Origin of the sequence: Paenibacillus sp. FSL R5-0517, from assembly GCF_037974355.1 — a bacterium.
Taxonomy (GTDB): Bacteria; Bacillota; Bacilli; order Paenibacillales; family Paenibacillaceae; genus Paenibacillus.
Map to the genome: position 1 here is coordinate 5,297,280 of NZ_CP150235.1, position 14,841 is coordinate 5,312,120.

Consider the following 14,841-nt stretch of genomic DNA (forward strand, 5'->3'; position numbering starts at 1 on the left):
CACCAATTGAGGTAGGATTATTTATAAATTTGCGTCATATTATAGGATTGATGGGTTAGATCTGATCAATAAAAGCCTGCACGGCCCTTACCTGGCTGCGCCAGCCACGTATGTTTGTGACTCTTATCCAGCTCGCCACGCATCGACTGAATGACTTTTACAATGTCGGTCTGTCCATTCTGATGCCATTCCAGCGCAGCGCTCACATACAACTCACCTAGCTGTGCAAGAGAAAACGTGTCGGTCAGACGAGCTGCTTCTACCGTGCCCTCTTCACCCGCGAATACGGTGAAGCCTCGTTGGCGTAAATATTGCAGGCGCAGTGCTTCATCTGGCAACGGAATTTCGTAAGCCCGGTCAAACCGTCCAGCACGGTTCATAAGGCCAGGATCGATTTTCTCAGGATAATTCGTTGTCCCGATCAAGAAAATGCCTTCTTTGGACGTAGCTCCATCCAATGTATTCAGGAAAAAGGAACGAACCTCATCCGGCATCGAATCGATGTCCTCAATGATCAGTACCATCGGTGCGAGTCGCTTGGCAGCCTCGAACACTTCACGCACCGATTCACTGTTGGTATACTCCGTTATCTGCCAATACGCAGCCGGTCCCGGGATACTTCCTGCAATGGATTTCACCAATGTGGTCTTACCGTTTCCGGGGTGTCCATACAATAGAATGCCCCGTTTGTACGGGATATCGTAATCTCTGTAAAAGGAACGATCCGCTTCGAAGAACTGATCCAGCGAGCGGAAAATATCCTGTTTAATCTGTGCAGAGAGAACAACATCCTCTCTTCCCACGGAGCGAGTAATCGATTCGACATGACGGTCGCTGCCATTGCGGGCATCGGTATACACCGTCACTTTTTTCATATTTTGCTGACGTTCCCGTTCCCGGACACTTCCGAGAAATTGCTTCATCTCTTCATCCCCGACAGCAAATACAAAGTCTTCGCTATAGATCCCGTTCTCTCTGAAAAATGGAACCCGCACAAGTGCAACGCCCCATTTTGGATAGGCAAATACGTTGTTGCGGATGGAGTAGTGCACACCATACGTGGGCACATCACCATCATCATCGTAATGCAACGTCTGAAGCTCCAGATCCTCGAAAATGCGGGATACCAATTCCACTTCGGTACTTCCATTTTGCAAGTCTTCCCGGAGTAACTCCCAATATTCATTGTTCGGGTCAGAACTGGCATACAGTTTGTATTCAATCCCATATCGCTGATGTAGCGCCTCGCTGATGCCACGAATCAGCCTTGAATAGATGGCGTACCCTTCCACTCGAATACGGGTATCATGTTGTTCGTCGTAGCTATAAATCGCACGCGTAGGATCCACTTGTTGTTCGTGTATTGTCATTATTTCGCTCCCTTTACCGCGGCAAGCGGTTTGCATTTGGCTACAACTTGAGCCAGGCCTGCGCCGGTTACACTGTCTATGATTTCGTCTACATTTTTATAAGCTTGTGGTGATTCATCAATAATGGATTCAAGTGAGCGCTGGTTTACCACGATCTCATCTTCTGTGCCGACGCCAAGTGCCTTAGCAAAATCCTCTACAGTAACCAATCGTTTCGTTGCTGTTCGTGAACGTATGCGACCCGCGCCGTGACATATGGAATAATAATTATCAGCGCCCTGTGGCTGACCGACCATGATATATGAAGCAGTTCCCATCGAACCGGGAATAAGCGCCGGATGTCCAGTTGCCAGATAAGGCTTGGGATTGTCCGGGTGACCCGCGGGCAACGCACGTGTCGCTCCTTTTCGATGTACAAAAACGGAGTCTTGGTCTGCATGGGATTCCTCCCAGGCGTAGTTGTGCATCAGGTCGTATAACGTACGAAATTCACATTTGGGGCCAAACACATCCCGGAATGCTTCGCGAATAGCATACGCAATCAGGTGACGATTGACAACAGCGTAATTCAATGCAGAATACATCATGTTCACATAATGACGACCTTCTGCATGCTCCAGCGGCGCAAATACCAGTCTTGGATCAGATGTGCCCAAGTTAAGACGCTGCATGACTTTCGCAATCGCTGAAGAACTCGTCTGACTGACATATCCGCCCCATGAACGAGAGCCGGAATGAATCATGACCACGATCTGTCCATCGTACAATCCCCAAGCTTCGGCGATTCCACGATTCTCTTCGGCGATCTCAATCGCCTGAATCTCGGCAAAATGGTTCCCTCCGCCCAGTGTACCGAGCTGACGATGCGAACGATGCCACGTCATATCAGGAATGTGATTTAACACATCCTCATCGTAACTGAATTTGCTGCTTTCCACATGAGTTATCGAGGTTGATTTTTTCGGTGTATAGCTGTCAGGGATATATTTTTTGGGTAAACCATGCAGCCCTTTACGAACAATGTGCTCCAGTCTTATATCCGAGTAATGACCTCGCTGGTTCGCCTCCATTGGCAATACTTTCTCTATGGCTTTGACAAGTTTACGGCGAAGCTTGATGTCTTTCAATTCGTCCTTGTGCAAGTTCGTCATGTGCACTCGCATGCCACAGCCAATGTCACTGCCAACGATGGAGGGAGAAACGTATCCGCTCTGCGCATCCCAGACGGCTGTTGTTCCAATGCATGTACCTACACCGACATGCACGTCAGGTGTGTAACTCATATAAGAGATTCCCGGAATCTGCAGATTATTGTTCGCCATCTCGAATACCTTGTAATCGAGCGAGGAAAAGAGTTGTTGTGCTGCATATACGGTTAGGTCGCCCGCGGGCAATTTCACTTCATGGCGATAGCCACCTGCGTTTTCATTTGGATCATTAAATAAATTAAAGTCTGTATTCATAAAAGTGTAGTATTCCTTCCTGTACGTTCAGCAAATTCGGTTTGCTGATTCATCTATAAAATAAAACTAAAAAAAGCCATAGGCTAGTCGCCCATGACTTCTACTGAATGACAATAACGGAGAACAGAACAGCTTAAATATGCTTGTGTGTCTGTTATCCATCGCTATGATATAAGCGAAGAACGCATATCGATTATAAAACCCGCTAAACGATATGCCTATCCCCTATGTCGACCGTATGAGGCCAATGAGACGATGAGCCTGATATGCAGTTGTATCCACCTTGCGCCCTGTTAGATTCAGATCATAACCAAGCATCATGTCTCTCGGCCTCCCTTCGTTAATGTTAAGTCTTATAATAAAGGGACTGAAATTCATGTGTCAACCCTTTTCTTGGAAATAGGTCCATGGTGCAGACTTTATGTATAAACCATAAGAGGGGACTGTCCTAGGACAGTCCCCTCTTTTCTTAATAATAATGATGTTGTTAGCGTAACATGATTATTACAGACCTGCTTGTTTTTCCAACTCATCAACCGGATTTTCGTCTTCTTTTTCAGGAACTTTGGAAGACAGGAACCAACCACATACCGCAATGGTGATCAGTACAATATAGAATCCGAATTTCCAAATTTTATTTTCCGGGAAATGCTCATCCAGAACCCCCAATGAAGGGTGTGCAAGTGTAATAACTGCCAGTTTAACCCCTACCCAACCTACGATCACAAAAGCCGCAACTTCAAGCCCTGGGCGGGAATGAAGCAACTTCACAAAATATGAGGCTGCAAAACGCATAATTACAAGCCCGATGAATCCACCGAGGAAAATAACGATAAACTGTCCTCCGTCAAGTCCCCCGATTGCAGGCAATCCACTTGGTGGCAACGCTACAGCCAAGGCAACTGCAGCCAGAATGGAATCGACTGCAAATGCGATATCGGCTACTTCGACTTTGAATACGGTCATCCAGAAACCAGATTGTTTTTTCTGTTTCTTTGGCGTCGAATCAGCAGCTTCATCTGTTTTATTGCGATTACCCAGTATCTTTTTAACAATATGGTTAATCGAAATGTATAGAAGATACAGGGCACCGATCGCTTGTACTTGCCAAACATCGACGAGGAAAGAGATCAGGAACAATGAACCTAAACGGAAAACAAATGCGCCCATCAGACCATAGAACAACGCTTTTTTGCGCTTCTCTTCAGGTAGATGTTTAACCATAATTGCGAGTACCAATGCATTATCTGCTGCAAGTAATCCTTCTAGAACTACTAAGACAGCCAACACCCACCCATATTCCAATAATAATGAAACTTCCAACGTTGACTCCTCCTTAATATCCTTATGATGTACAAAAAAAAGGACCTTTACCATCGCTGGTAAGGTCCTTTTATATCCACAAAAAGAGACCTTTACCGAGCATGAAAACTTGGTAAAGGTCTCGCTAACAACAAATTTGCTGCCAATAAAGCCGGGGATACGATCCCGAATTGACGACTTTACTGTAAAAGCTACTCCCCTTTAACAGGAATATGTAGTTTTAGTTGGAACGGGTTGTTAAACCTGTACTCATCATATTTCATAATCTTAAATAAAGTCAAGCTTTATTTCGTTGACGGTACAGCTTACGGAATACGACAACATCGTAAATCATATTCCCCAGTGGAATGAAAGAAATGAAGAAGAGGGCAATTGGACGACGCAGACGCCACTTCTGTGAGGTGTACATGCTCACCATAAATAACAAGTACATTAAAAATAAAAAACCGTACAAATTTCCAAACCAAGTGACAGCCTGCGGCATAACTCCGGCATCTCTCAACGGAAAAGCAACAAACAGTAACAATACATACGAAATTCCCTGCAACCACAACATCAGCCGGAAGCGTCCCAGCATAGAATGTAACATTATTTTCCTCCTGCTTTTATACATGTAACGAATTCAATTGTTCCCGTACAGTATATCACAAAAGCTGAAAATCTCCGCTTCATTCCACGCAGCAGATTATTCCTGCACGCTTATATGGGTGTTCACCTGCCTTTTTGCAGGAGCCAAATACCTCAGCTTCTCATAAGATATACGACGAAGATTGTTACCGATGTCGGACAAGGAGGAGCCAGTTAATGAAAATTGCTATGGTTGCACCCGAGAAATTACCTTTGCCCGGTAATGGTTCCGTGGAAATCTGTATATTAGGGATTGCCCGCGAACTTGCACACCGCCATCAGGTGACTATCATAACTCGTCAAATGGAAGGTCTCGCTGCCACAGAACAGATCGATGGCATCACCATTCAACGTGTCCCTGCATCGAGTCCTGTCAGATACACCAAAGCCGTCATACGCCAGTTATCCAAACAACCCTACGATGTAATTCAAGTGGACAACAGGCCACGAAGTATGGCGAACATCAAACAAGCTTTTCCACGCACTCCCGTTGTACTCTATCTTCACTCGTTAACCTTTGCTCAGCCCGGAACTTCCAGACTCAAATTAATGAGAAAAGCGGATTGGATTGCCGTTAACAGCCAATCCCTGCGACAAAGGCTAGGCCGCAGATTTCCGTTGGTAAAACGCCGGATGAGTGTGGTTCCATTGGGTGCGGATCTAAGCCGCTTCAGGCCTGCTGAATCCAGCGAAGAACAGATTCAACTGCGTACACAATTTGGAGTGACTAAACCATTCTCTATTTTGTATGTCGGCAGGCTCATCCCTGGAAAAGGCGTAGACGTATTAATTCGTGCGACTGCCCTCCTTCAGCGACAGATGCCTGTCCAACTGGTCGTTGCAGGCAAAGGCCCTCCGCATTACATGCGTAAACTTCGCGAACTTGCCCATAAACAAAAAGTGCATGTATCCTTTCGTGGTCAGATAAACCATGAGCATATCGATCAGTTGTATCGGGCCGTCGATTGTCTGGTGTGTCCCTCCCAAGAACATGAAGCTTTTGGTCTGGTCAATGTTGAGGCCATGGCTTCAGGATTACCTGTCATCGCTTCTGATAACGGAGGCATTCGTGAGATTATTGAATCAGGTATTAATGGATACCTTGTGAGTGATTATAAACGTCCCCAACGTTTCACCTCCTGCCTGTACAAACTTGCAAGCAACCCCACGTTTGCCGAGATGTTAGGGAAGGCTGGCCGAGACAGCGCAAAGGCACATTTCAGTTGGGCCAGAACAGCCATGCATCTGGAAGCCACCTATACCAGGCTCATCCGTCAATGAGCCTTCTTCTGTTATGAGCTTTTTGCCCCATGTAAACCTGCTCTTTAAAATGATCAAGCTTTTTCACGAAATTGCCATCCCGCAATCAAAGAATCCATCTGTGGAACAGGAATGTGACTCATCTCAATTAACTCCATAATAACCATATCTCTCATCATGAATCGTACTTTGGCACACGTTAGTTGATGAAATACATCGTAGAATGCCTTCCCGGTCCAACATCCATGAGGTACGACAAGCGGATCATTAACGATATAGCCTACCGCTCCAATCGGTGGAATAACGACCTTAATTGCTTGTTGATCCAATCGATTGTCTGGATCTTTGACGAGATACACGGTATCCCCCACATGTAAAACCTGTACTCCATGATAGTGGTCCATCCCATACATAGCTGCGAATAATTTAGTGCTCATACGACCTGCTCCTTCTCTTGTATTTGTCCATAATTAAAATTCACAAAGATACATCAGTCTCATAATGTTCCAACCACTCGACAAGTTGCCTGCGTATCTCTCTACGAAACTCCCGTGGTTCAAGTACCTCTGCCTCGGGTCCAAATTGATACAACCATTTCAAAAATTCTCGGCTGCTATTCAGTGTCACTTCAAATAACAATCCCCCATCCGACATATTCGTCATTCGCGGGCGAACAAACATCTCTTCTTCTTTTATGTAGGGGGCTATTTTCTCAGAGAATCTTACCTTGAAATGGATATGCTCGTCTCCACGGTCAATAGACCATGTGTTCTTCATATACTGTGTTATGTTGAAGTCACCCTTGTCGAAACCGGCATTGGTTCGTGTTACATCCAAAAAACGGCTAATTCGGAACAATCGAACTTTTTGCAGCAAATGACAGTAGCCGATCAGATAAAAACGTTGATCACGCGGAATGAGATAATAAGGATCGATATCGCGAACTGTAATCTCATTTCTTGTCAGCGTATGATATTGAGTACGAATGGTTTGCTGGCTTAGAATAGCTTCGATGATGGGAATCAGCAGATTAGGATCTTTTCCTTCCTCACGATAAGCTGGCGTGCCCATACGAATAATTCCCGCAATATTCTCTACAATGTCACTGTTTCTTGATTTTAATTTGGTATGAGCCGACATGACCTTGTCAAAAGCCGAATCGAACTCAGCAGGTAACTTGGAGGTATCAACTACGGACGGAAGCATGGAGAAGACCATTGCCTCCTGTTCAGTAAAATCTAATGGATACATGGCAAACTCACCAATAAATCGGTAACCTTTTCCATATCCTTCGTTCATAATCGGGGCAACCCTGTCCAAAATCCGGAGATCACGATATATCGTGCGTACAGTCGTACCGCATTTTAGCGCCAACTCTTTGGCCGAAATTCCAGGATTTGCTTGTATAGCCTGAAGTATACGCAGCAGACGAATTAATTTCTCTGTCATGTAGTTTCTCCCCTTCGATATTTTATCGGCAAGGAAAACTAGTTCCTTTAGTACAGAACTAAATCTTTAGTCCCAATATTATTTTTCGCAATTTCACCATTTCAGTATAGTCCAATTGCACTCTTACCCCCTTTTAATATACATTCTCTTACTTGCTTGCGTAAAACATTAACCCCAATGACCTTAAACCTAAGCCTGAAAGCCTACACAAACTTTTAAAAAAATGCAAAAAAAAAGCCTAATCTCACCAAAGAGACAAGGCTTTCTTGGAATTACTGGTTATGCAACAACTCTAATAATTGATTCATCACATTCACCATATGCTCACATAGTTCAGGAATATCTCCCATCTGGTCTTCATTCACACTACGGTCAAAGTATACATGAGCCATAACGTTGTATGTGATTGGCTCTTCATCAAAGATATAGCGGATGTTCAGGCACATCCGCTGGTCAGGCCAGCCCATCTGCAATAATGAACGAATAGCCGAGCACTGTGTCTCGGTCTCCTTCACATCCATACCAAACCGCAGTTCCAATCGGCAACCCGGATGCGCTCCAGGCTTCTCCAATATCTCTGCTGCAAGTTCCTCAAGGGAACTGCTTAATATGACTTCTCCTGTTACTTCCGGACGATCCCTGAGACAGAACTGTATTGTGAACTCTCTGGACATCACTGCCATCTCCAGCCGATCTTTACGCCCCGTAATCTGAATACGTTCATCCAGGTTATCCATATCATAGAGATAATTCTCAAACCCGACTTTCAGATTGTCATACACCGTTGGATCAAACATTGAAATATACCTACTTTCTTGCCCTTTAACATGTATTGTAGTATATTCTTTTCCTTCATGCGACTATCATAACTTCTCGTCCGGGAAATATAAAAAGCCCAGTCCGGGGACTGGGCTTCGGCTAAGCATGGGGTCTGATGAGATCACCAAGCTTGGCTTATTCTTCTTCAGCTTTTTCTTCAGCTGCTGGTTCAGCGGCTTCATCAGCAGAAGCTGTTGGCTCTTCCTCAGCCGCTTGTGGCGGCATGACGGACGCGATGATTGATTCAGGAGATGTTACGAGTGTCAAACCTTTATCCAGTTTGACGTCCGCTGCAGTCAAGCGATCACCAATATCCAATCCGCTAACATCAACTTCAATGGACGTTGGCAGATCCGCAGGCAATCCTTCTACCTCCAGCTGTGTCTCCTGTGTCTGGAATACACCACCCGCTTTTGAACCGGCTGCTGTACCCTGGAAGTCGATCGATACACTTACGCTGATTGGCTTGTTCTTGGAAATCTGCAAAAAGTCTACATGCAGCAAACGTCCATTACGCTCTTGCTGATCCTTGATCAGTACAGGAATCGTTTTACCACCCTCAACATTCAGGTTGAACATTTCGGAGCGGCCTGTGCGTGCCACTTTCAGCATCTCTTTTTCATCTACATGTATTGAAGCACCTTCAAGTCCCGGGCCGTAAACGACTGCAGGAACTCGTCCGCCTTGTCTTAACAAGCGCAGTGCTGCACCTTTCTTTTCCGTTCTTGGCGTTGCTGTAAGTTGAGCCATTTTTCCGTTGGATTTCATGATTGAACATCCTCCTTCAAGGGATCACTACATTATATTTGTTGGAAAGCGTTAAAGCTTCGCTTATAGACCATAATGGTCTTTTTTCCGTTGGCCGAATCGTGGGCCATATCTATATTTACCCCAATGATAGAGGATCTCAAACACGAAACAGGACAATTCTTTATTTTCGGCTAAGCTATTCTCCGTGTATTCAGACCAAAAAAGCAGTCGGAATCTCTTCCAACTGCTGGTTTAGCAAGGGTTTGACGAACTACGTTCAAAGTTATAAATAAAGAAACTATGCGCTATCACGATCTTCCGTTTTTTCGCTTTCGCGAATGATCTGCATCTCGTCTGACCCGCTACGGACAATAATGTGCACGTCCCCATCTTCAGGTACAATGTCCACGTAACGGTCTCCGCACGTATCTTTGGCTTCCCATTCGTTCAATCGGATGATCAATCCCAGGTGATGCAGACCCGGAGCAACGCGGAAGCGGGCTTCTGCGGCATTACCGACTTGTTCCAACCTTACTGCTCCGTCTTCCATACCTGTGCCCCACACCCAGACATCCCAACCTTCATAATGCTGGTCATCCCGTTCATATCGAAGCGTGACGGTTCGCGAAATCTGTTTATGAATCGTCACGGCAAGAGATGCCCTTATTCCTCCAGCTTCAGCAATAATATGGGTTACTCCGGGTGTCATCGCACGTACGATCCCTGCCGCACTCACCGCTGCAAGTTCAGGGTGAGAAGAGCTCCAGCGTACATTCGAATCCTGTAGCGGCTGACCAAATTGATCAAGGACCAAGGCACGGAAGCGGCTGATGCGGGTCATGTACATGACGGGTTCGCCCACAATTTCAATTCGTTCAGCATGACGGTAATCCACTTGTAACATACAACTTGCCGTTATGTCCCCGCAGTGGACTGTAATTGAAGCTTCCCCTCGTTCCAGTGCATGGATTGTTCCATCAGGCTGGATCTGAATAATATCCGGATCAGAAGAAGTCCAGGTAACCGGGGCTTTTTCTACCACATTGCCAATGCTGTCCCGTACGATTGCTCGCAGTTGCGTGGTCTCCTTCGGACTGTATACCTGGCGAGGAAAACTAATCTCCACTGTTGACGGCTCAGCGCCTCCAGCACGCTCTGTGTCATACAGTACCATCAATGACCATCGTTCTATCTGCACAGTACCACGAACAGTCTCGATCAGATCTGTACCTGCCTGATGAGCATTGACTACGACATGCCAGTCCCCTTCTCCCAGGTCCACATGCTGCTCATGTTCCGTTCCGTTATAAATGACCATAATCTGATTCCAGGTGTCCTGATTCGCACCATTTTGAAGTATAAAGGCAACTACATTGCCATCCGCACGAATTACACGAAGGTGATTTCGTACCTGTTCAGCATCAATCATACGAAAAGCGGGATGTGTGCGACGCAGGTGAATAAGACCACGATAGTAGTCGAACACCGGTCTGAACCGTGATTTGTTGGCCCATGTGATGGCGTTCACCGCATCCCCGCTCCGATAACTGTTATGATCACCGGCTTTGGACCTGAGCAACTCATCCCCTGAATGCAGGAACGGAATGCCTTGAGAAGTCAGCAGAATGCCGGAAGACAGTAACGAGCGACGAACCATTTCATGATCCAAAACATCATCTGCATCCACATACCGATAAGGATCTGCTGCTTTTACAGCGGACTCAGCACTCCCACCACCCACGGGCTGTCCGTCCTTCCATACGGGAAATCCTAATTCATGTCTTAGGTTCATGGTTGTTGCAATTTTATCCCACAGATTGAGGTTGTCGTGGGCAGTTACATAATTGACAACTTCCACAGGTGAAGATGTGAAATCATCCAGTGCTCCGGCTAATCCTCTGAGAATCTCATATTCCTGTCCTCCGGCACCCGTGACAAACCCTCTGCCACTTCCATCACTATCCCCCTTGATTGCGCTGCGAAAATGATCATTAAATACTGCAAATCCCTGACCTCGCTGGGTTCCTTTTAATGTTTTGCGGTCCAAAGGCGAATCTCCACCCGTCCAAGGTTCCCCATAGATCAGAAATACCGGATCGATCTGCTCCCGCAATTCGCGTGTCAATTCATTCATCGTTTCCGTATCTATTAGAGCCATAAGGTCAAATCGAAATCCGTCCACATGATATTCTTCTGCCCAATATCGGAGAGAATCCACAATATATTTTCGCACCATTGGACGCTCAGTCGCCAGTTCATTGCCTACACCGGAACCATCACTGAGGGTGCCATCCTCCCGATAACGGTAATAATAGCCGGGTACGATCCGTTCAAACGGTCCTTCTTCCACGCTGTACGTATGATTATAGACAACATCAAGTACAACACGAATACCTTGTCTGTGCAGCGATTGTACGAGTGATTTGAGCTCCCGAATTCGAACTGCCGGATCACGAGGGTCGGTAGCGTAGGAACCTTCGGGAACGTTATAATGTTGCGGATCATATCCCCAGTTGTATGGTGCTCGGACATTAGAACCAACGTCAGCTGTAGCGAGTTCATTCACCGTCTGATAATCCGCCACAGGCAGAAGATGTACATGAGTGACTCCCAGTTCGGCAAGATGGTCTACACCAATACTATTGCCTGCTCTATCCGTCAGACCGGATGCTGTGAATGCCAGATATTTTCCCTTATACGGAATATCGGCATGTGGGTCTGAGGAGAAATCACGGACATGCAACTCATATAACACGGCATCGACAGGACGCAGAAAAGCAGGTTTGACATCCAGTTCCCAATCGACCGGATTGGTGGTGTCAGGATCTATAATAGCCGTTCGTTGCCCATTGGCCGTTACCGCTCTCGCGTAAGGATCAACAACGACTTCAATCCGCTGATCATTATGAGTGATACGGTACATATAATAATAACCTGCCCAATCGCCTGTAAGCTCTAAAGTCCATATTCCATCCGCATCACGTGTCAAGGAATGTTCCCTTTCACCCTTATGCTCTTGCACCTTACCTTCCTCGTTGTAATGCCCTTCATCTTCAAAAATCAATATATCAACCTGTTGTGCCGTAGGTGCCCACAATTTAAAAGTACTTGCAGCACGAGTATATGTTAAGCCAAGATCGTTGCCTTCGTAACGAAAAGAAGTCCATTCCGGCATCGTTCCCACCGCCTTTATATCCATTGTTTTCGTGTTGTCCCGATGTTACGGAGCGGGACGGGATTTGTCAACCCGGGGTTGTCTGTACTCATCATATCGGTTCAATTTGTGTATTCAATTAGCAATCGCTTTCAAAATATAGGATATGAAAACAAGTGCCATAGATTGACAGCATATGTACCTGTCCTGACAAAAAAAGTTTGAAAAATACAAGAATAAAAATAAATTACAGGATGTCATCTGCTTTCCAAACAAATCTATACTTAGCTACGCATTGAACTGGCGGATGTTTTAGTATTTCCGAGTATAACAAACTCCTGTTTATGGTCGAGCCATCGCTCTTTAACTCGACAAAAAATCGCCCTTCCGATTGGAAGGACGACTCATTTTCATTTTTCACCCGATCTACAGGACAATTGAACATGTCCTTATTTAAGCACGCTCCCTTTTACTAGCACACTACATTCTCTTGCTTGGAGATTAAGGTCGATTAGGAATTGGAATACATCACCGTTATGGATAGCCCGTTCACATTTACCTGTCCGTCCTGTACGGTGCGTATCGTATCCACGCCGGCTTGTCCTTTCTCAACTATTACATTCCATGTTCCTGCGGGAACAGAGAGGTCACGGTTTTCCTTTGCCGCGTTATAGATGACGACAATGCGTTCCCAAGGATCGCTGGCTGCTGTACCGTTCAGTTCATACGTCAGTAGCCCCTTATCTTTTTCGATTAGACGAACATGCTTCTCGATCTCTTCCCGTGTACGAAGCCGAAATACGGGATGCTCTCGCCGAAGAAGAATCAGCCCACGGTAATAGTCAAACACTGGCTTGAACAGCTGCTTTTGCTCCCAATGAATGGCGTTGACTGCGTCTCCACTCTGGTGGCTGTTGGCATCCCCATATTTACTGCGAAGCAGCTCATCTCCAGCGGCGATCAGGGGTACACCCTGGGAGGTTAGAACAATACCGTTGGCAAGCAAACAACGCCTAACGGTCTCATTCTCCAGAATGTGTTCCGGATCAATCTGCAGGTAAGGCTTAGCCTTCTCTACAGCCTCTTCCACACTTTCGCAACCGCGAATACACCCATCCTCGTCATAGGTGAGGAAATTCAAGGTATCGTGGAGTCCTTGTGTACGTGCGACTTTGTCCCACAGGTTGAGATTATCATGCACCGTTACATAGTTGATCGTCTCGGATGGACCATCCGTAAAATCCTGAACGGCTCCCCGGACGCCAGTCCACAATTCGTCTTCTTTCCCGTCCGCCCCCGTCGCAAATCCCGTACCCACTCCATCGCTGTCTCCCTTGATCACGCCGCGGAAATTATCGTTAAACACAGCAAAACCCGCCCCGCGTTGCGTTCCTTTTAGGGTCATATCATCCCCAAGTGGCGAATCGAGTGCGCCCCATGGTTCACCATATAACAAAATGGAAGGTGACACTTCGGTATGCAATTCCGCTGCAAGCTGTTTCATCGTAGTGGTGTCGATCAGGCCCATCAGATCAAAGCGAAAACCGTCCACATGGTACTCCTCTGCCCAGTAGCGGACCGAGTCGATGATAAACTTGCGAACCATGGCGCGTTCAGTAGCCACCTCATTACCCGTACCTGAACCATTGCTATAGGTCCCATCGGCGTTTTCACGATAGTAGTACCCTGGTACAAGTTTTTCAAAAGAGCTGCCTTCCGTATCAAACGTATGATTATACACCACATCCATAATGACACCTATTCCCTTGTTATGAAGGGCAAGCACCATGGATTTGAACTCACGAATTCGTGTCTCCGGGTCGTCTGCACGTGATGCATAGGAACCTTCCGGCACATTATAATGGAGCGGGTCATATCCCCAGTTATAGTTGGAGGCATCCGTCGTATCACCATCTACTCTGGATTCATCTACCGTCGCAAAATCAAATACGGGTAGCAAATGCACATGGGTAATCCCTAGTTCAACCAAATGATCGATCCCTAGTGTGTTGCCCTTCGAATCACGCAGATCTGTCTCGGTAAAAGCCAAGTACTTGCCTTTATTCGTTATTCCCGACGAAGGGTGAATGGAGAAATCACGGACATGCAGTTCGTACAGGACTGCATCTACAGGACTGGTCAATTCGGAGCGTATATCCTCACTCCATCCGTTCGGATGTGTCTGCTCCAGTCTGACAATTACACCCATTTCTCCATTCATGGTCACGGCTCGTGCGTAAGGATCTACAGCATTGGTCGAATGTCCATCTTCGAAAGTAGGCTTGTACATGTAACGGTAGCCGCTTAAATCGCCCTCCAGTTCCAGAAACCAGGTGCCTTGTTCTTTCTTTTGCATAGGTATCGCCTGCTGTTTCCGTTGATTGGGCTCTTCTTCAGGGTTCCCTCCTGTCAAAGGCGGGTACAGAAGTAGTTCCATCTGAACGGCTAACGGTGACCAGACTTTGAAGCGACAGGCTTGTGCTTCTAAGGTGACACCTAAATCTCTTCCTCTGTATGTATCATCTGAAATCAATAGTTCCTGCTTACCCTCTTCAATCATATGTGTTGTTCCCCTCTCGTTGAGAAAATTATGAATATGGATAGAACGAGTGCTCCTTACCCTTTA

11 protein-coding genes are annotated in these 14,841 nt (G+C 46.2%); 1 reads left to right on the plus strand and 10 read right to left on the minus strand.

Features of this window, described 5'->3' with window-relative positions:
- Window positions 1-65 precede the first annotated feature (65 nt).
- The 4 genes from MKX40_RS23685 to MKX40_RS23700 form a co-directional block, all read right to left on the minus strand.
- Window positions 66-1,370: an ATP-binding protein gene (locus tag MKX40_RS23685; RefSeq protein WP_339236848.1), complete on the minus strand. Its 1,305-nt coding sequence runs from the start codon at window positions 1,368-1,370 to the stop codon at window positions 66-68.
- Complete coding sequence (locus tag MKX40_RS23690) at window positions 1,370-2,833, minus strand: RtcB family protein (protein WP_339236851.1); 1,464 nt, start codon at window positions 2,831-2,833, stop codon at window positions 1,370-1,372. The genes MKX40_RS23685 and MKX40_RS23690 overlap by 1 nt, the downstream gene beginning before the upstream one ends.
- Before the next feature lie 504 nt (window positions 2,834-3,337).
- The gene (locus MKX40_RS23695; protein ID WP_339236853.1) at window positions 3,338-4,156 is read right to left on the minus strand and encodes a TerC family protein; all 819 of its coding nucleotides are present in this window, start codon (window positions 4,154-4,156) and stop codon (window positions 3,338-3,340) included.
- 277 nt (window positions 4,157-4,433) lie between these two features.
- On the minus strand, window positions 4,434-4,745 hold the full coding sequence (locus MKX40_RS23700) for a DUF3817 domain-containing protein (protein ID WP_339236856.1): 312 nt from the start codon (window positions 4,743-4,745) through the stop codon (window positions 4,434-4,436).
- 215 nt (window positions 4,746-4,960) lie between these two features.
- Between MKX40_RS23700 and MKX40_RS23705 the strand changes: the two genes are divergently transcribed.
- Window positions 4,961-6,064: a glycosyltransferase family 4 protein gene (locus MKX40_RS23705; RefSeq protein ID WP_339236859.1), complete on the plus strand. Its 1,104-nt coding sequence runs from the start codon at window positions 4,961-4,963 to the stop codon at window positions 6,062-6,064.
- Between the two features lie 53 nt (window positions 6,065-6,117).
- On the opposite strand, the gene MKX40_RS23710 is transcribed toward MKX40_RS23705, so the two are convergent.
- From MKX40_RS23710 to pulA (MKX40_RS23735), 6 genes are all read right to left on the minus strand, one after another.
- Window positions 6,118-6,480 carry an HIRAN domain-containing protein gene (locus MKX40_RS23710; RefSeq protein ID WP_339236862.1) on the minus strand — a complete coding sequence of 121 codons (363 nt, stop codon included), beginning with the start codon at window positions 6,478-6,480 and terminating at the stop codon, window positions 6,118-6,120.
- 40 nt (window positions 6,481-6,520) lie between these two features.
- Entirely contained in the window at window positions 6,521-7,492 is a 972-nt protein-coding gene (locus MKX40_RS23715) for a WYL domain-containing protein (RefSeq protein ID WP_339236864.1), read from the minus strand.
- A 272-nt stretch (window positions 7,493-7,764) separates the two neighbouring features.
- Window positions 7,765-8,289, minus strand: a complete 525-nt coding sequence (locus MKX40_RS23720) for a hypothetical protein (RefSeq protein ID WP_339236866.1) — start codon at window positions 8,287-8,289, stop codon at window positions 7,765-7,767.
- A 157-nt stretch (window positions 8,290-8,446) separates the two neighbouring features.
- Complete coding sequence (locus MKX40_RS23725; protein ID WP_339236868.1) at window positions 8,447-9,079, minus strand: 50S ribosomal protein L25; 633 nt, start codon at window positions 9,077-9,079, stop codon at window positions 8,447-8,449.
- Between the two features lie 280 nt (window positions 9,080-9,359).
- Window positions 9,360-12,236 (minus strand): type I pullulanase, encoded by a 2,877-nt coding sequence (gene pulA, locus MKX40_RS23730; RefSeq protein WP_339236869.1) that lies wholly within the window; start codon window positions 12,234-12,236, stop codon window positions 9,360-9,362.
- A 490-nt stretch (window positions 12,237-12,726) separates the two neighbouring features.
- Window positions 12,727-14,775: a type I pullulanase gene (gene pulA / locus MKX40_RS23735; RefSeq protein WP_339236870.1), complete on the minus strand. Its 2,049-nt coding sequence runs from the start codon at window positions 14,773-14,775 to the stop codon at window positions 12,727-12,729.
- Between the last annotated feature and the right edge of the window lie 66 nt (window positions 14,776-14,841).

Excerpts from the sequence above, each read along its gene's own strand:
- MKX40_RS23685 (WP_339236848.1), bottom strand. The coding sequence starts at position 1,370 with ATGACAATACACGAACAACAAGTGGATCCTACGCGTGCGATTTATAGC.
- MKX40_RS23690 (WP_339236851.1), bottom strand. The coding sequence starts at position 2,833 with ATGAATACAGACTTTAATTTATTTAATGATCCAAATGAAAACGCAGGT.
- MKX40_RS23700 (WP_339236856.1), bottom strand. The coding sequence starts at position 4,745 with ATGTTACATTCTATGCTGGGACGCTTCCGGCTGATGTTGTGGTTGCAG.
- MKX40_RS23705 (WP_339236859.1), top strand. The coding sequence starts at position 4,961 with ATGAAAATTGCTATGGTTGCACCCGAGAAATTACCTTTGCCCGGTAAT.
- MKX40_RS23710 (WP_339236862.1), bottom strand. The coding sequence starts at position 6,480 with ATGAGCACTAAATTATTCGCAGCTATGTATGGGATGGACCACTATCAT.
- MKX40_RS23715 (WP_339236864.1), bottom strand. The coding sequence starts at position 7,492 with ATGACAGAGAAATTAATTCGTCTGCTGCGTATACTTCAGGCTATACAA.
- MKX40_RS23720 (WP_339236866.1), bottom strand. The coding sequence starts at position 8,289 with ATGTTTGATCCAACGGTGTATGACAATCTGAAAGTCGGGTTTGAGAAT.
- MKX40_RS23725 (WP_339236868.1), bottom strand. The coding sequence starts at position 9,079 with ATGAAATCCAACGGAAAAATGGCTCAACTTACAGCAACGCCAAGAACG.
- pulA (WP_339236869.1), bottom strand. The coding sequence starts at position 12,236 with ATGCCGGAATGGACTTCTTTTCGTTACGAAGGCAACGATCTTGGCTTA.
- pulA (WP_339236870.1), bottom strand. The coding sequence starts at position 14,775 with ATGATTGAAGAGGGTAAGCAGGAACTATTGATTTCAGATGATACATAC.